General features: G+C 67.6%; 18 protein-coding genes. 12 read left to right on the top strand and 6 right to left on the bottom strand.

From position 1 onward, the window contains the following. Entirely contained in the window at window positions 1-1,977 is a 1,977-nt protein-coding gene (gene dcm / locus JIG36_RS15925) for a DNA (cytosine-5-)-methyltransferase (RefSeq protein WP_307872739.1), read from the bottom strand. A gap of 409 nt (window positions 1,978-2,386) precedes the next feature. On the opposite strand from dcm, the gene JIG36_RS15920 reads away from it, so the two are divergent. The 6 genes from JIG36_RS15920 (at window position 2,387) to JIG36_RS15895 (ending at window position 11,731) form a co-directional block, all read left to right on the top strand. Beyond that, complete coding sequence (locus JIG36_RS15920) at window positions 2,387-4,369, top strand: AIPR family protein (protein WP_203377050.1); 1,983 nt, start codon at window positions 2,387-2,389, stop codon at window positions 4,367-4,369. Window positions 4,370-4,395: 26 nt separating this feature from the next. Continuing rightward, entirely contained in the window at window positions 4,396-5,910 is a 1,515-nt protein-coding gene (locus JIG36_RS15915; protein ID WP_203377049.1) for an ATP-binding protein, read from the top strand. Next, window positions 5,907-6,893, top strand: a complete 987-nt coding sequence (locus JIG36_RS15910; protein ID WP_203377048.1) for a PD-(D/E)XK motif protein — start codon at window positions 5,907-5,909, stop codon at window positions 6,891-6,893. Before JIG36_RS15915 ends, JIG36_RS15910 begins: the two co-directional genes overlap by 4 nt. Continuing rightward, window positions 6,890-9,880 carry a Z1 domain-containing protein gene (locus JIG36_RS54040; protein ID WP_203377047.1) on the top strand — a complete coding sequence of 997 codons (2,991 nt, stop codon included), beginning with the start codon at window positions 6,890-6,892 and terminating at the stop codon, window positions 9,878-9,880. The genes JIG36_RS15910 and JIG36_RS54040 overlap by 4 nt, the downstream gene beginning before the upstream one ends. Window positions 9,881-9,965: 85 nt before the next feature. Next, on the top strand, window positions 9,966-10,355 hold the full coding sequence (locus JIG36_RS15900) for a very short patch repair endonuclease (protein ID WP_203377433.1): 390 nt from the start codon (window positions 9,966-9,968) through the stop codon (window positions 10,353-10,355). 53 nt (window positions 10,356-10,408) lie between these two features. Then, window positions 10,409-11,731 (top strand): ATP-binding protein, encoded by a 1,323-nt coding sequence (locus JIG36_RS15895; RefSeq protein ID WP_307872738.1) that lies wholly within the window; start codon window positions 10,409-10,411, stop codon window positions 11,729-11,731. A 129-nt stretch (window positions 11,732-11,860) separates the two neighbouring features. On the opposite strand, the gene JIG36_RS15890 is transcribed toward JIG36_RS15895, so the two are convergent. Continuing rightward, the gene (locus JIG36_RS15890) at window positions 11,861-12,715 is read right to left on the bottom strand and encodes an oxidoreductase (RefSeq protein WP_203377046.1); all 855 of its coding nucleotides are present in this window, start codon (window positions 12,713-12,715) and stop codon (window positions 11,861-11,863) included. Window positions 12,716-12,814: 99 nt separating this feature from the next. Between JIG36_RS15890 and JIG36_RS15885 the strand changes: the two genes are divergently transcribed. After that, a complete protein-coding gene (locus tag JIG36_RS15885) occupies window positions 12,815-13,678 on the top strand; it encodes a helix-turn-helix domain-containing protein (protein WP_203377045.1) in 864 nt (287 codons plus the stop codon). After that, complete coding sequence (locus JIG36_RS15880) at window positions 13,675-14,625, top strand: aldo/keto reductase (RefSeq protein WP_203377044.1); 951 nt, start codon at window positions 13,675-13,677, stop codon at window positions 14,623-14,625. The genes JIG36_RS15885 and JIG36_RS15880 overlap by 4 nt, the downstream gene beginning before the upstream one ends. 8 nt (window positions 14,626-14,633) lie before the next feature. Here JIG36_RS15880 and JIG36_RS15875 read toward each other — a convergent pair whose 3' ends face one another. Beyond that, entirely contained in the window at window positions 14,634-16,250 is a 1,617-nt protein-coding gene (locus JIG36_RS15875) for a methyl-accepting chemotaxis protein (RefSeq protein WP_307872737.1), read from the bottom strand. A gap of 121 nt (window positions 16,251-16,371) precedes the next feature. Then, window positions 16,372-17,469, bottom strand: coding sequence for a glycoside hydrolase family 19 protein (locus JIG36_RS15870; protein ID WP_203377043.1), 1,098 nt, complete (start codon window positions 17,467-17,469; stop codon window positions 16,372-16,374). 279 nt (window positions 17,470-17,748) lie between these two features. Here JIG36_RS15870 and JIG36_RS15865 point away from each other — a divergent pair, with 279 nt between their 5' ends. Genes JIG36_RS15865 through JIG36_RS15855 form a run of 3 tightly spaced genes read left to right on the top strand, consistent with a single transcriptional unit; the run spans window position 17,749 to window position 22,333 of the window. Then, entirely contained in the window at window positions 17,749-18,036 is a 288-nt protein-coding gene (locus tag JIG36_RS15865) for a hypothetical protein (protein ID WP_203377042.1), read from the top strand. A gap of 42 nt (window positions 18,037-18,078) precedes the next feature. Beyond that, entirely contained in the window at window positions 18,079-20,148 is a 2,070-nt protein-coding gene (locus tag JIG36_RS15860) for a hypothetical protein (RefSeq protein ID WP_203377041.1), read from the top strand. A gap of 4 nt (window positions 20,149-20,152) precedes the next feature. Next, window positions 20,153-22,333, top strand: coding sequence for a hypothetical protein (locus JIG36_RS15855; protein ID WP_203377040.1), 2,181 nt, complete (start codon window positions 20,153-20,155; stop codon window positions 22,331-22,333). A gap of 7 nt (window positions 22,334-22,340) precedes the next feature. Here JIG36_RS15855 and JIG36_RS15850 read toward each other — a convergent pair whose 3' ends face one another. After that, a complete protein-coding gene (locus JIG36_RS15850) occupies window positions 22,341-23,825 on the bottom strand; it encodes a family 43 glycosylhydrolase (protein WP_203377039.1) in 1,485 nt (494 codons plus the stop codon). A gap of 129 nt (window positions 23,826-23,954) precedes the next feature. Between JIG36_RS15850 and JIG36_RS15845 the strand changes: the two genes are divergently transcribed. Next, on the top strand, window positions 23,955-25,583 hold the full coding sequence (locus JIG36_RS15845) for a hypothetical protein (protein ID WP_203377038.1): 1,629 nt from the start codon (window positions 23,955-23,957) through the stop codon (window positions 25,581-25,583). On the opposite strand, the gene JIG36_RS15840 is transcribed toward JIG36_RS15845, so the two are convergent. Next, window positions 25,570-26,805 (bottom strand): NYN domain-containing protein, encoded by a 1,236-nt coding sequence (locus JIG36_RS15840; protein WP_203377037.1) that lies wholly within the window; start codon window positions 26,803-26,805, stop codon window positions 25,570-25,572. The two genes, JIG36_RS15845 and JIG36_RS15840, sit on opposite strands and share 14 nt — an antisense overlap. Window positions 26,806-26,817: the final 12 nt, after the last annotated feature.

Raw genomic sequence — 26,817 nt, 5'->3', positions numbered from 1 at the left:
TCAGAACAGAGCTCCAGCCGGCAGCTCTGCTTCGGCACATTTACCCGCGAGCGGGCATTCGCTACATATCGGGTCCTGTGGTCGGCACAGAGTATTGGCCAAGTCGATCAGACCGAGATGAGCGCTACGGGCATCGGCGTCGATACCGATCATCCGAGCGACCTCCAGCCGACCGTCGGTCAGACGATTTCGCCGGCCGACGGTCGGCTTTCCGCTGAAACGCGCAGCGACCCTCAGTACACCCTTGGTGACGAGTACGGGCTCCTCGGACTCGTCCTCGTCGTCGTCCCGCACGGCTGGCACCGCTAGGACGGCGAGGTCGGCCAGGGACTCGTTCAGCCCGTGCCCACGACGGAGAGCTGCATCGTCGTTGAGGGCATCAGGCTGCTTAGCAAAGATCCGGGCAAGATCAAGAATGGCTTCGACACGGGCCGCCCGGTCGGTGAACTGTCCGATGCGGCGCAGGTTCTCCTCGTGGCGGAGAGTCTCCTGCGGTTCAGTCCACTCCCCGACCACACGCCAGACCCTGCGGACCACGTCCTGGGGCGCCCGGTCCAGCAGGAGCTCGCCCTGGATGAGCTGCCAGCGGGTCGTCGCCCGGAGCCACGGGAGACCGTTGACCTGGCCTGCTTCAAACCATCCGGCCAAAGTCGCCGCGACCTCGCGGGTGGAGACATGAGCCTCGCGATCGGCTCGGAGCGACTCCAGGACAGCCCCGCCCAGTTGCTCACCCAGCAGCGGCGGCACAGCGTTGCCGATCTGCCGGAACGCCGCCGAGGGCGGTCCCGCGAAACGGAAGTCGTCCGGAAAGGTCTGGAGACGAGCAGCCTCGCGGACGGTGATGGTCCGGTGCTGTTCCGGGTGGATGTACCAGTAACCGTCCTTGGCGATGTGAGCGGTAATGGTCCGGGACAGGCCGTGCATGTCGAGACGCTTGTACTTGTCGTCGAAAATGTCGTCCCGATACCGCTTCATCTCCGCCGGCAGGTCGGAGTAACGCGTGTTGGCATCCATGAGCTTGAACGCCTTCAGGTCGTCGTCGCGGACCGGCCGCGTGATGTGGTCGAAGACCTTTGTGTTGTCCTCGGGCTCCACGTTCCGGCGCATCCTGCGCTGATACTCCGTCTTGGGACCCGTGTAGTCCGCCCAGCCCTCGGCACCGCCTTCAGGCCGCCAACCGCCTTCGACCGACGGCAGATCGCTGATGGCGTTCCAGACAGTCGGACGTTCGGAGGACTCGGTCGGCCACTGGAACTCCTTGCCGTCGCGGAGAGCTACCAGGATCAGCCGCTGCCGGAACTGAGGCACGCCGTAGCGCCAGGTGTCGACGGCCCGCTCCTCGACGGCGTAGCCGAGGGATTCCAGCTCATGCACCATCGTCCGGAGAATAAACATCTCCTTGTCGAGAGCCATGTCCGGCACATTTTCCATGAGCACGGCCGGGGGCCGGGCGAGCCGGATCACCTCGAGAAACGATCGCCACAGGTCACGGCGCTCGTCGTACGGATCGCGGAGACCCGAGCGCACACGATGCCTGATCTTGGAGCGGCCCGCCTTGGAGAACGGCTGACACGGCGGTCCGCCGGCAAGCAGTTCGACCCCGGCTTCCCGAATCAGATCGGACACCTGCCGGATCCGATCGGGGTCGCCCAGATCCCAGTCGACGCTGAGGCCGGGATGGTGGTGCCGATGCGTCTCCACGGCCTCGGGGTAATGATCCACCGCCAGCACAACCTGGTAACCAGCGTCATGGAGGCCGAGACTAAGCCCGCCCGCACCGCTGAACAGATCGGCCGCCAGGCGGCTGCCTTGTGCCCTCGCCTTGGCCGCGAACTTCAGCATCTCGCTCGGGTCGTCGGTCGCGTCGGGGTGCGCCGGCAGTTGCACGAACGGGCCACGGATGAGCTTGACGCCATAGAACCCCTGCTTGGCTGGTGGATCGTCCGTCAGCTGGGCAGGATCATCGGCAGGGCTCACGAATGGGCAGGCTACCGGCACAGCAGCCCCGTCCCCAACAGCAACACCGTTAGGCACCGGTTCGGGTCTGGCCACCGGCTTTCCGATCAGGGAAGGAATGGTACGTACCGAGAGACCCCTACCGGACCGTCGGCATGCCGGACGACTGGCCGTGCAGAATCGGACACCCGGAAGGATGGGATCACCCCGTCCGAAAAGCTGACATCTGTCTTCAGATCTCATTTCGAACCGCCGTGGCAGGATCCGTCGGCGGGTTCATCCTTATGCTGAGGACCCTGCCCGATCGGTGAAGTCCTGCAAAGCTCCGATCCGATCGTCGACCGGCATCCGGAGAGGAATATGTCCACCGTCAGCCCTCACCCGGCCCATCGATCAGCACTGTTTTCCACGCCCATGCCGGAGGCCACCGGTGCGTGAGGCGGATCAGGATTTCTACGCCTACGCGGTTCTAGAGGACGTCCGGGCATACGCGGAAATCAACGATGTCGATCCGCAGGACGCTTTTGCCGGCATGGTGCTCGAACAACTGGCGAGCGAGGGACTGACCGAGGACGCCGAAGTCGTCCGTTTCAAGGACCACGGAGTGGAGGTCAGTGGATACGGCGTCGCGACCGACGACGCGGTCCTCGACCTGTTCGTCACCAACTACAGCCCACGCGCCGATGACGGCTGGAAGGTCAACCGATCGGACATCGAGGCCGCGTTCCGGCGGCTCGAGAACTTCCTTGCCCGGAGCCTGTCCGGCTCACTGGCCAGGAAGGGCCCGTCCAGCGAATTGACCGGCATGATCGAACGGGTCGTGGATGCCTACGGCCGGGTGGACAAGATCAGGTTTGTCTACATCACCAATGCTCGCAGCGTCCTTCGCGAACCGCTCTCGGCGTTGACATTTCAGGGGCGGGACATCGTCCTGGATGTCTGGGATCTCCGGCGGCTGGCGAACTGGAATGCGTCAGGCAGCAGCGCCGAGCCCATCGTGGCGGAGTTTCCCGCTGGCCTTCCGTGCCTGGGCACACCGACCACGACCGAGGACTACTCGGTGTTCCTCACGATCGTGCCCGGCTTGGACCTTGCGGAACTCTACTCCCGTCACGGCGCCCGGCTGCTGGAACGCAACGTACGGGCTTTTCTTCAGGTTCGCGGCTCGGTCAACGCGGGAATCCAGCGCACCCTTCGCGAGCACCCCGAAAGGTTCCTTGCCTACAACAACGGGATCGCCGCCACCGCTTCACGGGTCGACCTCGAAACGGACGAGTCCGGTCAGCGCGTCATCCGCCGGCTGCACAACCTGCAGATCGTCAACGGCGGCCAGACCACCGCCTCGATCCAGTACGCCAAGCGCACGACGGACATCAGCCGGGTCCAGGTTCAGATGAAGCTGACGGTCGTGTCGCCGGATCAGCTCGAGGAGATCGTCCCGAAGATCTCCGCCTACTCCAATACTCAGAACCGTGTGACCGCCTCCGACCTGCGGGCCAACGCGGGCTACCACGTCGATGTCGAACGCATCATGCGCACCCTGTGGGCGCCGCCCGGCCCGGCTCACGACAGCGACACCCACTGGTTCTACGAGCGGGCGCGCGGCCAGTACGCCACCGCACTGGCGGCCGAAATGACCCGCTCCAAGCAGAAGATCTTCAAGACCATCAATCCGGCCGATCAGAAGATTACCAAGTCGGATCTGGCCAAGTTCGAGATGTCCTGGCGGATGCGGCCCCAGCAGGTGAGCCTCGGCGCCGAGAAGAACTTCACGTTGTTCTCCGAATTCATCGAGGAACAGCCCCCGCTGGTCGACAAGGAGTATTGCCAGCATCTCGTGGCGAAAGGCATCCTGTTCCGCCAAGCCGACAAACTGGTGTTCCAGCAGAAGTTCGGGGGCTACAAGGCCAACATCGTGACCTACACGATCGCCAAGCTCGTGCACGCCACAGGCGGCCGGGTGAACCTCGATCGGATCTGGCGCGAGCAGCGTCTTTCCCCTGCTATTGCTGAGGCCGTGAGTGAACTCGCCCCGCTGGTGCAGAAGGTGATCGTTTCGCCGCCCGGCGCGGGCAATGTCGGCGAGTGGGCCAAGAAGGACGGCTGCTGGGATGCAGTGCGCGACATCGACTGGACGCCCCCGCCGCAGCTGGAGGCGGAGCTGACCATGGTGGACAGATATCCGAACGACGTCGATGCGCTGCAGCAGAGCGCGGTCGGCGACTGGGAGGATCTCGCCGCCTGGGGAGCGGAAAGCGGGTATTTCGACGCCGGCCAGCGGAACATCGTGCGGGACGTTGCGCACGCCCTCTCCGACGGCAACACACCGGCCGGAAGACAGTTACGGGCCGCCTCCCTTCTCATGGAGATCGCCCGGAAGAGCGGGTTCCGCCCCACCCGCGAGGATCGCTGACAGCCGAAAGCATCGAGGAACCAACGATGACTGCCTGGATCGCCGAAGTCCCCACCCACGGATCCGTCGAACTGCCCCCCGATCCGCATGCTTTGGACGCTCTGGGCCGGAACCATTCGCTGGAGACTGCGCTGGCCGACCTCGTAGACAACTCGGTGGACGCGGGTGCGGGCAACGTCCTCATCCGGTTCATCCGCAACGAGGGGCGCCTCATCGGTCTGTACGTGGTCGATGACGGAAAAGGCATGACGCCCGAAGGCATCGACACAGCGATGACGCTCGGCGGTCGTCGCGCCTACGACAATTCTGACCTTGGCCGGTTCGGCATCGGCCTGAAGGCCGCCTCGTTCAGCCAGGCAGAGAGCCTCACCGTCCTCAGCCGGGCGTCCGGGCATCCGGCGGTCGGGCGCCGATGGCTTCACGAGCAGGACAGGACAACGTTCCACTGCGATCTGGTTCCGGCTGAGTTCGCCGAGACAGAACTCGGCCGGCCTTGGCCCTTCTCTACATCGACGTCCGGGACAGTCATCCGGTGGGACCGTGTGGCCGGCTTCCCGGCTGTGGAAGACTCCCAGCAGGTCACCACCTTTCTCACACGCAGCGTCGAGCACCTGCGCGGGCACCTCGGGCTGATGTTCCATCGCCTGCTGGCGGCCGGCCGGGTACGGATCATGATCGACGCCGAAGACATCACCGCCGGCACCGGAGTTCCGACCGAGGTGACTCCGATCGATCCCTTCGGCTATCCCAAGCCCGCGCTGGGCTGGCCCCGGACACTTATCGCCGACTCCCCCCGCGGACCGCTGAAGATTGTCTGCCACCTGTGGCCGCGAAAGTCCAACGCCGTGGAGTACCGCCTACCGGGCGGGGCGGAGAACCGGCAGGGACTCTACTTCTATCGTCACGACCGGCTCCTGCACGCCGGTGGTTGGGAAGGCATCCATGCTCCCGACAAGAAGCTGCAGCTCGCAAGGGCCAGCGTCGACATCGACGGCGACCTGGCCGGCATGTTCGTCATGAACCCGGAGAAGTCCCGGGTCACCGCCGGCGCGGACTTCGCTCCCGCGGTGACTGCGGCCCGCGCGGATGACGGCACCACGATGTCGGACTACCTACGGGCCGCCGAGGAGATGTGGTCGACCAGTAACCAGCGGGCCACCGCACAGCGGCGTGCCGTCATTCCACCCGGTAAAGGGCTCAACCCCAAGGTCGTACGGGAAATCCTCGATGAGCTTCCGCAACTTCCCGCAGATTCACTCAACATCCTCTGGGCGAAGTTCGACAGCGATGACTTCTTCGAGGTCGACCGGGCGACCCAGACCCTCCGGCTGAACAACCGCTACCGAGCCGCGATCCTCGGGGGACGCCGGGGCGGACTCAACGATGTTCCCCTACTCAAGGCGACCTTGTTCCTGCTCGTCGAGAACGTCTTCCAGGGCGCTCATCTCGGAGCTCGCGACAAGGACAACATCGAACTCTGGCAGAACATCCTCACTGCTGCGGCTCGTGCCGAGCTCGCCTCTCATGTGGGTCGTTCATGAGCGAGCAGGGGCGGCACCTCACCCGCGAGAGTTTCATCGAATATCTGAATGCCGACTACCCGGTCGACCTTCCGATCGACGGCGAGCCGCGCGTGCTGATTTTCGTCGATACAGACAATCGGCGGATCGGGCTACGGGTCTCCGCAGGAGCAGGCGAGAAGGCCAGGCCGACCGGCCTGGAACACGTCAAGATCCTGGCCGTGCACCACCAGGGTCAACGGATGATCGAGGTGGAGATCGATGAGCCTCGGCTGTTCGTGGACGCGTATCCGATTCTCCGCGGCGTCGCCGATCGGATCCAACTGGACCGTATGTCCGTTGCCCGTGCCCTGAGCGAGACGCTGCGCAGGCTGGGTCATCTCATCAAGGCCGAACAGAGCCTGACCCGAGAGGTCGAGACCGGCCTGATCGGTGAGCTGACCCTCCTGGCCGGCCTCGTCACGGTCATGCCACCGGAGCTGGCCCTCACGGCATGGCGGGGTGGCTCCGAGGAACACGATTTCGGGTTGCCGTCGGTCGACGTCGAGGTCAAGACGACGACGTCGGAGAGCCGCAGCCACCGGATCTCGTCAGCGACGCAGCTGCAGGCGACGGGTGAGCGGGCCCTCTGGTTGCTGTCGATGCAACTGACCGCGGCCGGCACCGACGGAACCACCGTCGCCGCGCTGATCGAGCGGGTACGTGCCCTCTTCACCACGCCGCTTCTCCGCGACGAATTCGATTCCCGGGTGCAGGCCGCGGGCTGGGCCGAGCGTTACGCGAACAGTTCGCTTCAGCGCTGGCGGTTCCGATCCGAGCCTGCCATCTATCACGTCGCCGGCAACTTCCCCCGGCTGACCGCCGAACAGCTCGCCTTTGCCGGGACAGATCTCAACGTCATCACCGACATCCGATACCGCATCGACCTCTCCGGCCGTACGGGTGATGAGGCGCCCGAACCGCTACGAGCCGCCGTGCAAGCCGGACGACAGGAGCTTCCGTGAGCGACAACATCGCCACCGCGTACAGCGCTGCCCTCGACGCGATGGGGCGGACCGGCCCGAAGAGCCTGCACCAGCTGGCGGGCCTGCTGGGAGATGAGGATGTTGTCGCGGACGGCTCGGCCCTGCTCTCCTATCTCCGATCCGCAGGGCCGGAGGACGCTCTGCGGCAGCAGTTCACGCACGTCCTAGCCGGCTGGGACCACATCCAGACGGACGCCAAGTGGGCCGCGGGCACTGACGCCAATACCGCCGAACGGCGCGACGCCATCATCGGTGCGCTGGTGCTGGACGCCCCGACCCGGGAACTGTTCGCCGACCGCTTCCCCTTCGCGGCGTCTTTCGGCCCGATCGTCATCGCGGACGACTGGGAGGAGTGGCGTACCGAGGAACGCCGGCACGACCGCAACTTCTACTGGGCGCATTACCGCAGATACCTCTTGGACAAGGGCTGGGCTCCCGAAGCGGTCAATGGCCTCGACCTGGCTACGGAAGAGGTGGTCCGGCGCCTCTCGGATCCGACACGCACCCACGCCTACCAGGCCAAGGGTCTGGTGGTCGGCTACGTCCAGAGCGGCAAGACCGCCAACTTCACCGGCGTGATCGCCAAGGCGGTGGACGCCGGTTACCGACTCGTCGTGGTTCTGACCGGAACGACGAACATGCTCCGAGCCCAGACCCAACGCCGGCTCGATCTGGAGTTGCTGGGCCGGGAGAACCTCGAACTCGAAATCTCCGCTCACGACAAGACGGCTCACGAGTACGAGGACGACCCCGACTGGGAGGCGGACAAGTTCATCCGGCACGGGGGACGGCCGTCGGACGCCGGATATCCGGATATCCGGCGACTGAGCACACATTCGTGGGACTACCGCCGGTTGCGGCAGGGATTCTCGGCCCTCGAGTTCCACCGCCGGGAACGCACCAAGAACCTCTTCGAACCGGTCAACCTGTTCACGAGTGACGCACGGCTCGTCGTCGCCAAGAAGAACAAGAGCGTTCTGCAGGACCTCGTCGCCGATCTCGGGCGGATCAGCGATCGCCTGGGTGAGGTACCGGTGCTGATCATCGATGACGAATCCGACCAGGCCTCGGTCAACACGACCAGCCCGGCGAAATGGAAGAACGACAGCAAGGAACGAACCGCGATCAACGAGCTGATCGGGCAGCTGCTCGGCATGATGCGCCGAGCCCAGTACGTGGGCTACACGGCGACACCGTATGCCAACGTCTTCGTCGATCCGTCCGACGTCGAGGACATCTTCCCCCGTGACTTCCTGGTCTCCCTGCCCCGTCCGCCGGGCTATATGGGTGCGGAAGACTTCCACGACTTCGACTCCGACATGCCGCTCGAGCAGCGCAGCATTGCTGAGTCACAGGAACGCCGGCACGTACGCCTGCTCAGCGAAGAACCGGCCGAGGACGAGCTCTTCACCGCACTGGACATGTACGTGCTGACGGGGGCCGTCAAGCTCTACCGGGAGCGTCATGGCTACGCGAGCTACCGTCACCACACGATGCTCGTCCACGAGGCGATGGGTCGCGATTCGCACAAGGAGACCGCCGCCCTCATTACCCGGATGTGGCGTAACGGGGACTACCGCGGGCCGAGCGGACTCCGCCGGCTCCGCCGCCTGTACGAGAAGGACGTTCTCGAGGTCAGCCGGCTCACCGCACCCGACCATCCGACCCCGGCCGACTTCGACGATCTCAAGGTCGACATCGGTATGGCCCTCAACCTGATGACCCCGCCGGACCGGGACGCCAGCCCCGTCCTCGTCGTCAACAGCGATCCGGATCTCGAGAAACAACAGGAGAGCCTCGACTTCGACCGTCGAAAGGTGTGGCGCATCCTGGTCGGTGGGAACAAGCTGGCACGGGGTTTCACGGTCGAGGGACTCACCGTCACCTACTACCGACGGGCCACATCCCAGGTCGACACGCTCATGCAGATGGGACGCTGGTTCGGATTCCGCCCCCGGTTCCGTGACCTGGTACGGATCTACACCACCGAAGACCTGCACAGCATGTTCGCCGCGGCGTGTCAGGACGAGGCATACCTGCGAGCCGAGCTACAGCGCTACGCACAGCCGAACAACGGTCAGTCGCAGATCACGCCTAGGCAGGTTCCTCCCCTTATCGCTCAGCACCGTCCCGACCTCCGGCCTGCGGCTCGCAACAAGATGTGGAATGCCCGGCTCGTCGAGCGCAGCTCGCCGGGCGAGCCCATGGAGCCGGTCGCCTATCCCGACCCGAACAAAGGCACCCGGAAGACCGAGACCAACAACAAACTCTGGCTTCCCGTACTCGCGCGCGCCACCGAACGGGAGATCCAGAAATTTCAAACTGTTCGGGCGGTCAAAGTCGGTGATAAAACCAGCACCCGACTGGTGAACACCCGGTATGACGCTCGCGTGGCCATCGTTTCGCACACGGAGATGCTTGCGATTCTGGACGGGATCCAGTGGAACGGCGACGATACCTTCAAGCCTGAGATCGCCTGGCTTCGATCTCTTCGGTCGGACCAGCTAGATCGTTGGGTGGTTCTCCTCCCCTTGCAGAGTTCAGGCAAGGGGGCCCGCCAGAAAATCATGGGCCATGGCCCGTTCGATGTATTTCAGCGCATCTGGACGCCGAACCGCGGTTCGCTCCGGGTGATCAGTGAGTTCCGGCACCGCAACGCCGCCCACCGTATCGCGGGTCTGTCGACTTCTGTTGCGGACCCGGCCGCTGACGCCCTTCACCAATCCGCGACCGGCTCGGTGCTTCTGTATCCGGTTGCCGAGAAGGACGATATCGAGTCGAGCAGATCAGCCAAGGCGGCCGAGGAATCGCCCAGTGACATCCCGACGGGCCGGATCACCCTGGCATTCCATATGGTGACGCCGATGAGCACGATGCCGCTTAACGGCAGGCTCATCAAGTGGCAGGCTCGCGACAGCCGAAAGCCGACCGCCTTGGTCGTGGACGCGCAGCCCGGAGACTCATGACCAAGCTGGTCCGGCGGTGAAATCCACCGAGAGCCGTCAGCAGTCACCCGCGCGGGTGCCCCTGAACGCGGCCGTCTCCGATCAGATGAAGCGCATGCCGCGGGAACGCACGGCGCCCGAAATGAAGCTGAGGCGTGAGCTTCACCGGCGCGGAATGCGCTTCCGGGTCAATTTCCGGGAGCTGCCGGGCCGGCCTGACATCGTGTTCACGAAGGCGCGTCTGGCAGTTTTTGTCGACGGCTGCTTCTGGCACATGTGCCCCACACACTCGACCATGCCGAAAAACAACGGTGACTGGTGGCGGGAGAAGCTGTTCCGCAACGTCGAGCGCGATCGGGAGAAGGACGCCAAGCTTGCTGACCGGGGCTGGACGGTGGTGCACGTCTGGGAACACGAAGGCGTCGTCGAGTGCGCCGATCGGATCGAGGAGCTGTACGGGTCGATCCGATCGGCTGATTCCTCCACACCGGGCTGAAACGCCTTCGTGCTCTTGAAGGACGCTGTGGCATCCTGGTCGTCATCGACAACGTGCTGGAGGAACAGGTGGCTGAGAGAACGTGGTACGACGTGTCGCCGTCCGCCGCGCGACTGACTGGGTCATTACGTGACATCGGCTACGACTTCACGACAGCCGTCGCGGACATCGTCGACAACAGCGTCGCCGCGGGGGCGACGCGTGTCGAGATTCTGGTCGAACATGACGGAGCCGAGTCGCGCGTCTTCATCACTGACGACGGCTGTGGCATGTCCGCACAGGGCCTGCTGGAAGCGCTCCGATTCGGGACACGCCGGGCCTACGGCCGAGGCGAGCTGGGCCGCTACGGTCTTGGACTCAAGACTGCCTCACTCTCCCAGTGCCGGGTACTCACTGTGGTGAGCCGCAACTCCGAGAAGGCGGTCCGGGTGAGCGCCCGCTCACTCGACCTCGACCTGATCGAGGAGTGGGACCAATGGGTGATCGTCGACCCGACCAACACCGAGCCAAGCGCCAAAAGAGCACGTCAGTGGCTTTCCGAGGGCACGGGCACAGTGGTGATCTGGGAGGTCCTCGACCGCGTGCTCCCGGAGAAGAAGCCCGAGGGAGGTTGGGCACGTCGACGTCTCGAGACGCTGGCCGCCCGCACAGCGGAGCACCTCGGCATGGTTTTCCATCGCTTCATCGAGGGCGTTGAGGGACGACCGCAACTGGTGATCACGGTGAACGGCCAGAAGGTCGTCGCCTGGGACCCGTTCGCACGCCACGAATCCGCCACGCAGGAGCTCCCCCGGCAACGCTTCGAGGTGGAGGCGGGCGGGGTGGTCGGTCAGGTTGCCCTCCGGCGTTTTGTGCTGCCGGCCAAGGACAGATTCAGCGAGCCGGCCGAGTTCGAACGCCTCTCCGGCCCTCTCAACTGGAATCGTCAGCAGGGCCTGTACGTCTACCGGGCCGATCGGCTCGTGCAGTGGGGCGGATGGGCCGGAATCCGCGGGATTGACGAGCACACCAAGCTTGCCCGCGCCTCAATAGAGTTCGACACCGATCTGGACACGACCTTCAACATCAACGTGGCGAAGATGCGCGTCACGCTGCCCGCCCAGCTGAAGAGTCTGATCGAGCCTGCGGTCAATGAGCTCTGCGTGCTGGCCGACGACGCGTACCGGAAGACGTCGCGGGCGACGAACACGCCGGTGCCCGCCAACTTGGGCGCGCCGCCCGAGGCGCGTGCGGCCGCTCAGGCCGCGATGTCGGCCGGACTGGCATTGCGGATGGCCGCGATGCAGGCGGATCAGTGGCAGGCATGGGAGCAGATCGAGACGATCATCCGCGAGCAGTCTCCCGATGTGGCGGAGTTGCTGGGCCTGCAGAACTGAGCCCCCACCCATTCCCGGACGAAGACCCAGGGAGAGATACAGGTTTGTGCCAGGGCCTGCCCAAGGTTGGTCCTGGCACCCACCGCGCGTCCGATCCGGGCGTGGTCTTCGACACGAGATCGAGGACGACTAGGCCACGGCGTCGAGCGTTTCCAGGGCCTCGCGGTCGAGCTTCAGGGCGCCGGCCGCGAGGTTCTCGCGTAGGTGCTTCACCGAGGACGTGCCGGGAATCAGCAGGATGTTGGGTGCCTGGTGCAGCAGCCACGCCAGCGCCACCGTTTTGGGGGATTCGCCCAGGCGGGCGGCCACCGCGTCGAGGGTGCCGGACTGCAGCGGGGTGAAGCCGCCCAACGGCCAGAACGGGACGTACGAAATGTTCTGGTCGGCGAGGGACGCGATCAGCTTCTCGTCGCCCCGGTGCGCGACGTTGTACCAGTTCTGCACCGTGACGACCGGGGCGATCGCCTGGGCCTCGGTGACCTGGGCGGCGTCGACGACGCTGAGGCCGAGGTGTCTGATCAGGCCCTCGCGGCGCATGTCGGCCAGCGCGCCGAACTTGTCGGCGATCGAACCCGGCACCGGCGAGTGGCCGTCCGCGCCGCCGCCGACCCGCAAGTTGACCACGTCGAGCGCCTCGACGCCGAGGTTGCGCAGGTTGTCGTGCACCTGGGCGCGCAGCTGCTCGGGTTCGCGGGCGTGCAGCCAGGCGCCCGCCGAGTCGCGGACCGCGCCCACCTTGGTGACGATCAACAGATTTTCCCCGTACGGGGCCAGCGCCTCCCGAATGATCTGATTGGTGATGTGCGGGCCGTAGAAGTCGGCCGTGTCGATGTGGTTGACACCGGATTCGACCGCGGTCCGCAGCACCGCGATCGCCTCGGCCCGGTCCCGCGGCGGGCCGAACACGCCCGGTCCCGCGAGCTGCATGGCGCCGTATCCCATGCGCTCGACCGTGATGCCGCCGGCCATCGTGAAAGTTGTCATGACCTCAGAGTCGGCCGCCGCCCGGGTGTCAACCAGCACTCCGCTGTTCCTGGGAGTGACAGGGACAGGGAAGCCGAGGGCACGATTACCGTGAGATCCATGAGCGAGGGCAACCTGATCGGCGATTTCCTCCGTGCCCGCCGCGCTCTCGTCAGCCCCGAGGAAGCCGGTCTGCGACCCCAGGGGATACGCCGGGTCGCGGGTCTTCGCCGGGAGGAGGTGGCGTTGCTCGCCGGCATCAGCAGCGACTACTACCTGCGGCTGGAGCAGGGCCGCGACCGCCATCCGTCGGTTCCGGTGCTGGAGAGCCTGGCCCGCGTGCTGCGCCTCGACGAGGAGTCGGCCGACTACCTGATCGGCCTGGCGACCCCGAAGCCCGCCCGGTCGAAGCGGCCGCGCCGCGAGGTGGTGCCCTCCGGCGTACGGCAGCTTCTCGAGGTTCTCGGTCTGCCCGCCTTTGTCGAGGGGCGCTATTTCGACGTGCTCGCCGCCAATCCGCTCGCCGAGGCGTTGTCGCCGTGTCTGCGGGTGGGCCGGAATCGGCTGCGCGACGTCTTTCTCGACCCGGCCGAACGGGCTCTCTTTCCGGACTGGGAAACGGCGACCGTACGCCTCGTCGCCGGTTTCCGGGAATCGGTCGGCGACCACACCGACGACCCTCGGTACGTCCATCTGGTCGACGAGTTGTCGCAATCGAGCGAGAAGTTCCGGCAGTTGTGGGCGCGGCACGACGTGCACACCCGGGAGGGCGAACCCACCCGCATCGAACATCCGCAAGTGGGCGAGATGACGGTCCGGCGCGAGAAGCTGGCCATCGGCGGCGCGAAGTCGCAGATGCTGGTCGTCTATCACGCGAAGCCGGACACGCCCAGTGGCGACAAACTCACCCTGCTCGGGCATCTTCCGCCGACCACGGGTACTTCAATGGTCGTACACGATCAGGGCTCGAAAGGACGACCATGAGCAGCACTCTGGGCAGTAGCGGCATCGAGGTGTTCCCGCTCAACCTCGGCGGCAACGTGTTCGGCTGGACCAGCGACGAACCTGCGTCGCACCAGATCCTGGACGCCTTCGTCGAGGCCGGCGGCAATTTCGTGGACACCGCCGACGGCTATTCGGCCTGGGTGCCCGGCAACTCCGGCGGCGAGTCGGAGACGATCATCGGCAACTGGCTGGCCGCCCGCGGCAACCGCGACCGGGTCGTCGTCGCCACCAAGGTCAGCCAGCACCCGCAGTTCCGCGGTCTGGCCGCCGCCAACGTCGCGGCCGCGGCCGACGCGTCCCTGGCCCGGCTGCGCACCGACTACATCGACCTCTACTACGCCCACTACGACGACGAGAACACGCCGCTGGCCGAGACCGCGGCCGCGTTCGACGCGCTGGTCAAAGCGGGCAAGGTGCGCGCGATCGGCGTCTCGAACTACAGCCCGGCCCGCATCCGCGAGTGGTTCGAGATCGCCCGGCGGGACGGCCTGACCCTGCCCGTGGCGCTGCAGCCGCACTACAACCTGGTCGCGCGCGCCGCCTACGAGCGGGACATCGCCCCGATCGCGGCCGCCGAGAACCTGGCCGTGCTGCCGTACTACGCCCTGGCCAGCGGGTTCCTGACCGGCAAGTACCGCACGACCGAAGACCTGGCGCAGGGCCCGCGCGGCGGCGGGGCCAAGACCTACCTGAACGAGGAGGGGCTGGCCGTCATCAAGGTGCTCGACGACATCGCCGGCACGCACGGCGTCGAGCCGGCCACGGTGGCGCTGGCCTGGTTGCGTACGAAACCGCAGGTGGCCGCCCCGATCGCCAGCGCCCGCACCACCGGGCAGCTACCGGCCCTGATCGCCTCGGCCACGCTCGACCTGGCGGCCGACGAGGTGGCCGCCCTCGGCGAGGTCTCGGCGAACGTGCCCGAATAAGACTGGCCTCAGAGCCGGTACGTCGACACCGTGCTCTGCAGGTCGGCCGCGGTGCGGGCCAGTTCGGAGGCGGTCTGCTGGGTCTCGGTGGCACCCGAGGTCACCTGGTGGGCCGCCTGCGCGACGCCGGTGATGTTCTCGGCGATGCTGGTCGAGCCCTCGGCCGCCTGCCCGACGCTGCGCGCGATCTCCGCGGTCGTGGCCGTCTGCTCCTCGACGGCGGCGGCGATCGTGGTGGCGTAGTCGTTGATCGTGCCGATCACCTCGGCGATCTGCCGGATCGCCTGGACCGCGTTGGTGGTCTCGTCCTGGATGGCCGAGACCTGCGAGGTGATCTCCTGGGTGGCGCGGGCGGTCTCCTGGGCCAGGTCTTTGACCTCGGCCGCCACCACGGCGAACCCCTTGCCCGATTCGCCGGCCCGGGCCGCCTCGATGGTGGCGTTGAGCGCGAGCAGGTTGGTCTGCTCGGCGATCGAGGTGATCAGTGCGACCACCGTGCCGATCTGCGCCGAGGCCTCGCCGAGCCGGGCGACGCTGGTGTTGGTCGACTCGGCGGTGCGGGCGGCCTCGGCGGCCACCCCGGCCGCCTCGTTGGCGCTGTTGGAGATCTCGCGGATCGACACCCCCATCTCGTCGGCCCCGGCGGCCACCGCCTGCACGCCCAGCGAGACCTGACCGGCCGAGTCGGAGACGGTGCCGACCTGCGCCGACGTCTCCTCGGCGGAGGCCGCCAGCTGGGCCGAGACCGCGGACAGCTGCTCGGAGGCGGAGGCCAGCAGGTCCGAGTTCGCGTGCACCCGTCCCACGGTGCCGGCCATCGATTCGGCGGTGTGGTTGAGCGTCTGGGCCATCCGGCCCACCTCGTCGGTGCTGTCCACCGCGACCCGTACGGTGAGATCGCCCGTACCGACCTTCTCCAGGGCGTTCACGCACTGCGACAGCGGCCGCACGATCATCCGGGTGATGCCCAGCGCGAGCGCCACGCCGATCAGACCACCGCCGACCAGAACGGCGATGACCAGCCACTTCGTCGACTGGTAGCGGCTCTCGGCCAGATGCTGCTGGTCGGCCGCGACCCGCACGGTCAGGTCGGCGAGCGCGGTCAGCGGCGCGCGGACGTCGTCCATGGCGTCGGCCAGGGCGCCGGTGCGGACGCTCTGGAGTGCCGCCCGGTCACGCAGGGCGGCCGGGGTCAGAACCCGGGCGTCGAGAATTTCCACGTACGCGGTCCAGGCCGTCCTGAAGGCTGCCTCGGTGGTCCGCATCTCGGCGCCGATGCCGAGCGCCGCGAACGTGGCGGCGTACTGCTCGACCTCCTGCTCGGCAGTGGCGAGTTTGGTGTTCGCCGCGGTCCGCCCGGCGTCGTCAACGGCGAGCAGATAGTCGTTGACGGCCAGCCAGGTGCGGTTGACCGCGGCCCGCAGGTTGCCGACGGCCTCGAGTTCGAGGCTGTGCTCATAGCCGGTGGCGACCTGGTCGTTGGTGTCCCCGAGGCTGCGTAACGCGATCAGCCCGTCGGTCACGCTGAACACCGTGACCGCGATGACCGCCAGCATGATCTTCGTGCCGACCCGCCGGTCGGTGAGCAGACGTCGCAGACGTCCACTCCTGTTATCAGCCGTCACACGCGCCCCCGGTCCGATGTATCCCGCCCTGACCAGCGAACACCGGATGCGACCGGAAAGACCCGGAAATGCGGAAAGAGCGGCGCCGCCGGGCAGCACCGCTCTTTCCTGAGAAACGTGGTCAGCAGTACAGGTTGCCGCCCGTGGGGACGCCGAGGATGCCGGCGATCCGGGTGTAGAGGGTGACGCGGCTCTGCACCTGGCCGGCGTTACCGCCGTTGCACTCGATGCTGTTGATGGCCCGGATCGTGGTGCCGAAGCCGTTGCCGTTGACCATCGCGTTGTGCGAGGTCGTGCCCGCGCCGCCGGTGCCGGTCATCCAGTACCAGAGGCCGGTCTGCCACGAGATCGACGAGTTGGTGGCCACCAGGTTCGGGTTGCGCAGCAGGTCGACGCCGAGCGCGTTGCCCGCCGCGTAGTAGTTGAAGTTCCAGCTCAGCTGGATCGGGCCACGACCGTGGTAGGCGGACTGACCGGCCGGGCACCCGTACGGCTGGGAGGTGTCGCAGTAGTGCGGCCAGTTGGCCTGGTTGATCTCGTCGATGTAGACCAGCCCACCGGTCTCGTGCCCGACGTTGGCCAGGAACGCCGCCGCCTCCTGCTTCTTGACCGTGTCACTGCCCGCGGTCGCGAACGCCGGGAACTTCTTCATGGCGTCGGTCAGACCGGCGTACGTGTAGAAGCTGTTCCGCCCCGGGAACATCGAGTTGAACTGGGCCTCGCTGACGACGAACCCGGAGGTCCCACCGCCGCCGCCGTTGTTGCCGCCGCCACCGCTGCCGCTGCAGGTGTAGGGCGACCAGTACCAGGTGCTGATGACCGGGTCGTAGCCCGGGTTCTCGTGCGAGGCCTGGTAGTACTGCCCGTTGGTGTAGCGCACGATCGAGCCGGCCGCGTAGAACTGCCCGGCCACCCAGTTCGGGTAGTTGCAGGTGGTTCCGCCGCCGGTGCCACCACCGCCGCCGCTGCCGCCGGTGCAGGTGCCGTTGTCCTGCCAGACCCCGGAGCCGCCGGTGCTCGGCGCCTCTCCCTGGGTCCACCATTTGGCCGTCCAGTTACGCCCGTTGTAGGAGGCGGTCATCCCGCCGGTGTAGACCGCGCCGTTGTTGTAGGCCGAGACGCACGCCGCGGCGGCCTGTGACATCGCCATCGGCATGATCGCGCCGACCGCGCCCAGAGTGAGCACTGCAAGCAGTGTGAGCAGGGATTTTCTTTTCATGGCGGGCCTTTCGAGGGGGATGGTGGCCGCTCAACGCATCGACCAAACCAAATCTCTGGAGGGCCCGTCAATATCTGTTAAGAAACTTTAGTCAAAGATGCAAAACGGAGCAACGCCGGGCTCTGTCGTCAGGTTGATATCGCCGCCGCCGCCGACCTTCTACGTTGACGCAGAGACCCGCTCAGCTTGCGGGTGTATCTGCGACTCCCCCGTCATCCCCTGCCCTGCGGGCGGCCACGCCGTCCCGCCATGTTCGTGACTACGGGGAGCGAGGCGGCGATGAGCGACGAACCGAGCCTGGCCGGCGAGTGGCACAAAGTGGACGCTCCGGAATGCGCCGCGGGCTACCCGGAGTTCCTCACCTTCTCGGCCGGCCGATATACGGGCCGGCGCGGCGAATCCCAGGGGTTCGTCCGCTGGGACGCCGGGATCTTCCGCCTCGAAGGCGGCCGCCTGGTGCTCAGCGGCGCCGACGACCGGCTCGTCGCCTACGCCTTCGACATCGACGGTGACCTGCTCCGGATCACCGACCCTGAAGGCTGCACCTTCTCCTATCGGCGGGTGTGAGACACGAACTCCTACCAGCGCGTGTGAGACACGGAGGAAATCATGTGCAACTGCCAAGGCCATTCCACTTCCGGCCCCGCCGCCCCCGGCGTCGGCGCGACCCCGGGCCTCGTGCCGCCGGTCGTGGCGCCCGAGGTCCCGCTGGCCGAACGGATCCCGATCGTCGACGAAGGCCCCGAAGGTGCTCCACCGGGCCCGGTCCCGATCAGGCCGTGCCGGAACTCGTTCCGGTCCGGCTGTTACGTCCTGAACTTCACGCCGATCGATGGCGGCCGCCGGCGCTACGAGGGCACGATGCGGGTCGACCGGTCGGCGCCGGACGGCGGGCCGGACAACATCATCGTTAGCGGTGACCTCTATCTACGGAGGATCGCCTTCCCGATCCCGGATGCGGAACAGCCGGCCACCGAGTCGACGGCCGCCGCCGCGAGCCGCCCGGCGACCGACGAGAACGGGCGGCCGATCCCCATCCTGAGGCCCCGGATCCCGATCTTCCCGCGCAGCCGCTACCACTCGTATCTGCAGGCCGTAAGAGTGACGGCGTCCGCGAATCGGCCATGCACGGTCACCCTGGTCGTCGAGCAGTTCGACTACACCCAGCCCGCCGCGGGCACCTTCAAGGGCTCGTTCCCGGCCACGGCGAGCCGCACCGTCACCCTCAAACTGACCCAGGTGCCGGCCGTGTTCCCGTTCACCGGGCCGCATCTGGTCGGACGCTGGATCGAGAACGGCACCGACAAGGGCGCCGTGACCCTGTCGTGGGTGTCCAGCTTCTTCCGGCGGGCCAGCGTCGAGATCGACGTGCTGGAGGGGGCGGTCGCGCCGCAACCCGTGCCCGACGGCGCCGGCGGCACGGAGTACTTCGACACCATCTATGCCAAGCACGGCTGGCAGCTCAGCGTGATCAGCGACCAGGTCGGCGTACCGGTGCCGGCCGGGGTTGACCCGACTGCCTGCTGGAACACCGGCGCCCTGCACAACCTGATGACGACCAGTCACCAACCGGCCGATCTGGACACCGACTGGCGCATCCACCTGATGTTCGTGCCGGCCCGGCTCGGGTGCGGGCGCGGCGTCATGTACGACCAGATCGACGTACCGCGGGAGGGTTGCGCCAGCTTCTGCGACGACGGCTACCCGCTCTCCGAAACGGCCAACTTCGGCGCCGCCGGGGACCAGCATCAGCGTGACGTGCCGCGGGCCTTCCTGCGCAGCGCCACACACGAGATCACGCACACGTTCAACCAGATCCACCAGGAGCAGGAGACCGCGGCCGACAACTCGATCATGACGACCACCGGCAGCGTGGCCAACGTGCTCGGCGGACCCACCACCGGCCAGCCCGGCATCTTCCCCGACCAGATCAACCTGGCCGTCAACACCACTGTGCGGCACCACCTGGTGCACATGCCTGATCCGGTCATCCGCCCCGGAGGCTGGCCGTTCGCCTCGTGGTTCGGCTCCGGCGTGCCCCAGGCCTCGGACCACAACCTGTTCGACCCGTCCGAGCTCGAACTGACGGTCACCGCCCCGGCCACGGTCGCTTTCGGCCAGCCGTACGAGGTGGGCTGGACGCTGACCAACCGCAGCGACGGACCGTTGATCGTGCCGGACGACGTCTCGCTGGAAGCGCTGTTCGCCACCATCACGATCACCGACGCCGAGGGTGTGGCCCACCCGTTCCGCCCGTTCGTGATCGTCTGCGACAACGCCCGCCTGGCCGAGCTGGCGCCCGGGGAATCGGTCTCGGCCACGCACCGGGTGTTCTGGAGCTCCGACGGCTTCGCCTTCCCGCAACCGGGCTCCTACCGGCTCACGGTCGCCGTCACCTGGTCGGCGAGCGGAGTGCCGGTCGGTGTCGTGGCCGACCCGCAGGTGTTCGTGCAGTTCCCGGTGAACAGTGTGGACAACGACGCCGCCGGTCTGGTGCTGAACCCCGAGGTCGGCAAGTGGGTCGCGCTCGGCGGCAACGCCTACCACCTGACCGAGGCCACAAGCCGGTTGCGACAGCTGGCCGACAGCGGCGGCAGCGCCGATGCCCTCGCGGACAACCGCCCGGCGCCGAGCCTGCTGGCCGGTTTCGAAGGACTGCTGCCGGACCGGGAGGGGTGACGTCATGGCCACGAACTTCGACCTCGCGCCGCCTCCGGTGACGGTCTCCGGCCGTACGGCGGTGCCGATCGACATCTCCACCGTCCGGGCCCGCCTCACCTTCGACGGGGCGAGCGGGACGGCCACCGGTGAGGCGCGGGTCGAGTTCGTGGCCGGTCCCACCGCGGGCTGCCCGATCTTCGACCTGCGCCAGACGATCACCGGTGTCGTCCTGGACGGCACGCCGCTGACCCCGGCCCAGGTGCTCACCGCGAACCTGGGCGGGGGCACCGGCGCCGACCTGCGGGTGCTCGACTCGGTGGTCGCCGCCGGTTCCGCGCACACCCTGGACCTGACCTGGTCGCTCGGACCGCCCAACTCGCCCGCCGGCGGCTCCTATCCACCGGCCCTGACCTGGTCGGCCGGCCCGCGGCTGACCTTCACCTTCGGCTTCACCGACCTGGCCCCCGCCCGCTACCTGGAGTCCTGGCTGCCCGCGAACCTGCTCTGGGACCAGTACGCCATCGACCTGGAGCTGGTCGTCACCGGAACGTCGATCGCCCACCGGCCGATCACCAACGGGACGGTGACGACGCTGGGCCCGAACCACTGGCGGGTGGCCTTCCCGCAACGGTTCACCGCGTTCTCGCCGATGCTGGAGATCCGCGCCGTCGACACGCTGGCGTCGGTCACCGGCACCGTGCACATGCCGGTCAGCAGCGCGCCGCTCACCGTCGAGGTGGTCAAGCTCGCCGCCAACACGACCTTCGACCTGGCGGCCGAACTGGCGCGCCTGAGCACCTGGCTGCCCGCGAACGAGCAGGCCATCGGGCGCTACGTGCACGGCGACCGGTTCACGGCGTTCCTGATCCAGGGCGGGATGGAGTACGAGGGTGGCTGCACCGCGACACCCGGCTCGCTGCGCCACGAGGCGTTCCACTCCTGGTGGGGGCGGGGCGTCAAACCGGCGAGCCAGGCCGACGGCTGGTGGGACGAGGCTTGGAACACCTACCACGACAGCGGAGGCACGGGCGTTCGTCCGTACGACTTCAGTGAGCCCCCGAACACGCTGTCGCCCCGCAACCCCTACTTCCGGGTCACGCCGACGGCGTCGTACCCGGCGGGTGAGCGGTTCTTCGCCGGCGCGGCCGCCCTGACCTCGCCGGCCGACCTCACGGGATGGATGAACGAGTTCTACCGGGAGCACCTGAGCCGGCCGACCACCACCGAGGCGCTGGAGGCCCACCTGGTCGCCCGCAGCGGCGCGGCCGACCTGGTCGACGCGTTCCACCGGTGGATCTACGGGTTCGGCGACCCGGCGCCCGGGCCCGATCTCTGGCTGCGCGACGACCCCGCGCACACCGGCGGCGAACAGTGGAACGGCCGGTTCTGGGACTCGCCCGACCTGTGGATCCGCAACGCGGACGACGGCGGGACGACGCACCAGGAACCACGGGCGGGGCAGGACAACTGGTTCTACGCCCGGATCCGCAACCAGGGCGGCGGCATCGCCCAGCATTTTGTGGTCACCTTCCACGTACGCCCGTTCGCCGGCGTCCAGTTCACCTGGCCGACCGACTTCCTGCCGTCGCTCACGGCCGTCACCGGCTTCGGACTCGCCCCCGGGCAGAGCACGGTCGTCAAGGCCCGCTGGCCCGCCGCCGCGGTTCCGGCGCCCGGCACCCACGCCTGCTGGCTCGCCGCGGTGCACGCCCGCTCCGACCGGCCGATCGCCGGCGCCCACGTCTGGGAGCACGGCAATCTGGCCCAGAAGAACCTCACCGTCGTACGGCCGAAGCCTGGTCATGCCGTTCTCGTGCCGTTCGTGGCGCGCGGCATCCGGCCCGGTGAGACGGCCGGGCTCGAGATCCGCCGCCCGGCGAAGCTGGCCGACTTCCGGGTGCGGATCGTCCGTTCGTCGCCCGAGCCCCCGGAGGCGCCCTTCCGCCCGGCCGAGGTGGTGTCGGGCGACGAGAAGGACGTGGCCGCCGGCGGATTCGACCTGCACGAGGCGGTCGTCTTCGCCGACGGCCGGACGGCGACCCAACGGTTGCCGATGCCGCTCGGTTCGACCCGGCTGGGTCTGCTGATCGAGGTGCCCAAGGACGCGCTGCGCGGCACCCACGGCACGATCGACCTGGTGCGCGTCGACCGCGACGGCCGCCCGATGGGAGGTCTCGCGATCAGCGTCCTCATCGACCGGTGAGCCTCGATCAGACCAAGATGGTCCACTGCTGGCAGGCATTACCCAGAGAGGCCCACAGCCGTACGGCGACCCCGTCGCCCGTGCCGCAGTTCGTGACGTCCAGAACCTGGCCGTTGTTGCGGCTCGCGATCAGGTAGCCACCGTTGATCGGGGTCAGACTCCACTCCTGGCAGGTGTTGCCGAGCGACGACCACAGGTTGAGCGCGGTGCCGCAGTTGACCGCGTCCAGCACCGTGCCGCTGTTGGCGTTCGTGATGCGGTAGTAGTTGCTGGTCGTTTTTGTGAACGTCCACTGCTGACACGCGTTGCCGAGCGACGACCACTGCTGGATGGCCGTGCCGTTGGCGGTGCCGCAGTTCTGCGCGTCCAGCACCTTGCCGCTGGCCTGGTTGACCAGGCGGTAGCGCGTGCCCGCGACCGGGAACGACACCGTGCCGCCGGGGTCGCCCGCGGGCGCCGTCAACGAGGTCGACAGCCGGTCCGGCGTACCCAGGTTCGGGGTGTTGTCGCTGTTCCAGTTGACCTTCTTGATCCGGGTCGTCCGGGTCGCCCCGCAGCCCTGGGCGGTCGTCTCGTTGGCGTGGTAGGCCATCCACGTCTCGCTGCCGTCGGGTGAGGTGAAGAACGAGTGGTGGCCCGGCCCGTAGACGCTGTTGGCGTCGCTGCGCTGGAACAGCGGCGTGCTGCGTTTGGTCCACGACGAGGCCGCCAGCGGGTTGCTGCCGGTCAGCGTGAGCATGCCGATCTTGTAGTCCGGCGTGTTGCACGAACTGGCCGAGAAGGTCAGATAGGTCGCACCGTTGCGCTGCAGCACGTACGGGCCCTCTTCGGTGTTGCCTCCAACCTTCTCCCAGTCGTACGTCGGATAGGAGATCCGCGTGCCGTAGGCGCTCACGGTCCACGGGTTGCTCATCGGCGCGATGAACAGGCTCTGCAGGTCACCGACCCACGACGAATACAGGAAGTAGTTCCTGCCGCCGATCGTGGCGACGCTGCCGTCGATGGCCCAGCCGTTGTTCGCCTGCACATTCAGTTGACCCTTGTACGCGTACGGGCCCATCGGGTCACTGCCCGCGCTCTCGAGCACAAAGGACCGTTGCCCGTCACAACAGGCCTGCGTGCCCGCGCTGTAATACAGATACCAGCGGGTGCCGTTGGGCCCGCTGAGCTGGTGCAACGAGGGTGCCCAGACATTGCAGCAGTTGCTCGAGCCGCTGCCGGTGAAAACAACCGACTCGGCCGCCCCCGGCAACGAGGCCACCGAGGGCGCCTTCTTGACGACGATCTGAGAGTTCCAGGTCGTGGCGGCCAGATAGTAGTTGCCGTTGTAATAGCCCATCCAGGGATCAGCCCCGTAGGGCGCCGAGGCCACCGGATTGGTGAAGGCCACCGCGGCCGCACTCGGCAAGGGCTTGAAGACAATTACGACGTACGCCGTCAGGAGCATGAGCATCACGACGAGCGCGGCACGTAGGGGGCGTGGGAGCGCCATCTACCGCTTTCCTTTCGCGGGGGACACCGGCGGACTTGGGGGGAGAACCGCCGGCGCAGGTAAGTGGCCGGCCGGCCCGCAAAGGTTGCCGGGGCAGCGAAAGATCGATGGTGATGTTAAAAGATGGTCATGAATCTGAGTTTCGCCCGCGGGATGCTCCGCGGTGCCCTGGTGCTGGCGATCGCGACCGCCACAGCCGCGTCCGGCGCCACCGCGGCCCAAGCAGCCGCTCCCCGCATCACTCTCACCGCGATGGCCTTCGAGCACACGAGCGTCGACGCCTCGTCCGGCTCGGCGGTCGACGATCTCACCTGGACCGTCAAGAACACCGACCCGGAGGCGAACGGCCTGTACGGCAGCATCACGCTCCGGATGCGCAGCTCGGCCACCGGCGCCTTCGTCGGGCACGAGCGCGTGGTCGACTTCGCCTACGACCGGACCTGCTGCGGGGGCGCCGAGTTCGTGTCCGGCACGCCGCAGGAGTCGACCTACAAATACAGCTTCGGAGTGCCTCGCTACTCCGACGCGGCCACCACGACGTGGGAGGTCACCAAGCTCACGGCGAGCTCGAACGGCCTCACCCTCTCGGTCGGCGCGGCCAAGCTGGCCACCTTCGCCTCCAAGGTCACCGCGACCACCGAGGCGGACACCGACGGCCCCAGCCTCGAGTCGCTGATGCTCGTGACGAGCAACCCGGCCCGGCCGTACCGGTACGTCGCTGACGGCACGGCCCGGGTCACGTACGACTTCGGCGCGCAGGACCAGCAGTCCGGCTTCTGGAAGGGCTCGCTGAAGCTGACCGGTCCCGGCGGGCAGAGCGTCACGACGCCGTTCACCTGGGAGTACAGCGAGTACAGCACCGACACCCGCTGCGGTGACGTGTACGGCGGCGACCTCTACTACATGTCCTGCCGGATCTCGGCGATCCTGCCCCAGGGCGCCGCGGCCGGCCGCTGGCAGGTGGCCCAGATCGTGCTCGTGAACAACGCCGGCGTCCGGTCGGTCTTCAGAAACCCGCAGGTCGACGGCGTCACCGTGACCTCGAACGCCGTTCTGAGCGCGGACAACTTCGCGATCAGCCCGACCGAGGCCGACAACTGGCGGGGCAACGTGTCCGGCACTGTCACCTTCGACGTGGCCGGCCTGAGCGGGGGCCTGTCCTCGGTCGAGGCCGACTTCGGCCCGTACAGCCGCTGCGACCAGCGCGGCCCGGCAACGCTGGACGGCACCAAGGTGACCGTGACCTTCGTCATGTGGCAGCGCTCGACCGACTGCACGCTGACCGGTCTGGCCATTGTCGACGGCGCCGGCACGCTCGCCCTCTACGGCAGCAACTACGGCGCTCCCGACCCGGGTTTGAAGGTGCGCCGTAAGCCGAACACCACCCCGCCGGTCGTGACCGGTGCGACCATCGACCCGGCCACGATCTCGCTGAGCCAGCTCGGCGAGCGGTCCCCGCTCCTGCGCATCCAGGCCGAGATCCTGACCGCGCCGATCAACGGCATCGACGTCAAGCTGTACGCCGCCGACGGTGAGGTGGTCTACCAGTCCACCGGGGGCAGCGGGCAACGGCCGGACGGCACCATCGAGGACTGGATCTCGCTGTCGCCCTGGGGCGGGATCGAGCCCGGCACCTACACGGTCGGGTTCCGGCTGAGCGACGAGGGCGGCCTGTACAGCACGTGGGGCATGCTCGACCGGACCGACTCCAAGCCGGTGCCGGGCGGCCCGGTGACGCTCACGATCACGGAGGGCTGAGCAGCCAGGCCCGTACGGCGTCGATCTCCTCGTCGGTGAAGGTCATGTCCATGGCCTCGGCCCGGCTCAGGACGTTGTCGACGAAAGCCGCACCGATCTCGTCGGCCGTCGGCGGGGGCTGCCGGAACAGGGGGCAGCCCCCGAAGGCGGCGCCGCGCACCACGAACGCGACCGCGCCGCGGCTGGCCGGCGTGCCCTGGTCGCGCAGGCGGTCGCGGGACCAGCTGGTGCACTGGGTCAGGTTGAACTTGTGCGAACCGGCGTACTCGCCCAGCGTCCGATAGATCGCCGGCCACCACGACGGCGGCAGGCGGGGCAGGTCGAGCTGACCGGCCAGGCGTTCGACGGGCTCGGGCAGCGCCAGGCTCTGCGCCGTGGTGGCGCCGGGCTCGGGGGCGGTGTGGCGGGTGTCGTCCCACAGGAACAGCTGGGACATCCGTAGCTCGGGCAGTTTCAGGCTGGCCACGGCGCGGGCGAAGCTGCCGAAGCCGAACCAGTTGCTGTCGCTGATCGACTGGCCCAGCTGGGCCCGCAGCCGCGCCGCCAGCGACGCCATGTTGAGCGGCTCCGGCGCCTCGGCATATTCGCTGGTCAGGAACGCCCGGAAGGTTTCGTACGCCTCGGCCAGGCCCGCCTCGACGCCGAACTCCGCGTCCTCGTCGAGCTCCACCGGCTCGCCCTGCACCAGCTCCAGCAGCTGCTGGCTGTCCAGCACGTGGTCGGCGATCGAGGTGAACGCCTCGGCCGCGTCGGCCGGCGACACGATCATCGTGCGGCGGTCGGACCGGCGCAGGCGCTGCAGCAGCGGCGTCATGTCGGAGTCACCGGACGCGATGACGAACTCGTCGTAGCGGGTGTCGGCCGACAACGCGTCGACCGCGTCCACCACGATCCGGATGTCGGCCGCGTTCTTGGTCCCGCTGTAGCGCGGGCAGTCGATCACGTCGAAGCCGGCCCGCACGAACCACGGCCGGAACTTCGAGAAGAACAGCCGGGTCTGCTCGCCCGCCATGTCGGTGTGATAGACCCAACCGGCCGGGTTGAGATAGCAGCGCAGCACCAGCCACCGCCGGGGCGCCTCGGTCGTGGCCGTCACCGACATGCGGCGCAGCCAGGCTCCCGGATCGCTGGCGAACTGGACCGCCGCTTCCGGGTCGAGCCGGTAGAGCCCGCCGAACACGTTGTCGAAGTCGAGATAGAGCGCCGCCCGGACATGACCCACGATCGCAACCTA

It is taken from the genome of Paractinoplanes ovalisporus (assembly GCF_016834655.1).
Lineage (GTDB): Bacteria > Actinomycetota > Actinomycetes > Mycobacteriales > Micromonosporaceae > Actinoplanes > Actinoplanes ovalisporus.
This window is presented reverse-complemented; position numbering and strand designations above follow the sequence as displayed.

Coding starts and splice junctions, on each gene's coding strand:
- JIG36_RS15915 (WP_203377049.1), top strand. CDS start 4,396: ATGACTGCCTGGATCGCCGAAGTCCCCACCCACGGATCCGTCGAACTG.
- JIG36_RS15910 (WP_203377048.1), top strand. CDS start 5,907: ATGAGCGAGCAGGGGCGGCACCTCACCCGCGAGAGTTTCATCGAATAT.
- JIG36_RS15900 (WP_203377433.1), top strand. CDS start 9,966: ATGAAGCGCATGCCGCGGGAACGCACGGCGCCCGAAATGAAGCTGAGG.
- JIG36_RS15890 (WP_203377046.1), bottom strand. CDS start 12,715: ATGACAACTTTCACGATGGCCGGCGGCATCACGGTCGAGCGCATGGGA.
- JIG36_RS15885 (WP_203377045.1), top strand. CDS start 12,815: ATGAGCGAGGGCAACCTGATCGGCGATTTCCTCCGTGCCCGCCGCGCT.
- JIG36_RS15880 (WP_203377044.1), top strand. CDS start 13,675: ATGAGCAGCACTCTGGGCAGTAGCGGCATCGAGGTGTTCCCGCTCAAC.
- JIG36_RS15870 (WP_203377043.1), bottom strand. CDS start 17,469: ATGAAAAGAAAATCCCTGCTCACACTGCTTGCAGTGCTCACTCTGGGC.
- JIG36_RS15865 (WP_203377042.1), top strand. CDS start 17,749: ATGAGCGACGAACCGAGCCTGGCCGGCGAGTGGCACAAAGTGGACGCT.
- JIG36_RS15860 (WP_203377041.1), top strand. CDS start 18,079: ATGTGCAACTGCCAAGGCCATTCCACTTCCGGCCCCGCCGCCCCCGGC.
- JIG36_RS15855 (WP_203377040.1), top strand. CDS start 20,153: ATGGCCACGAACTTCGACCTCGCGCCGCCTCCGGTGACGGTCTCCGGC.
- JIG36_RS15850 (WP_203377039.1), bottom strand. CDS start 23,825: ATGGCGCTCCCACGCCCCCTACGTGCCGCGCTCGTCGTGATGCTCATG.
- JIG36_RS15845 (WP_203377038.1), top strand. CDS start 23,955: ATGAATCTGAGTTTCGCCCGCGGGATGCTCCGCGGTGCCCTGGTGCTG.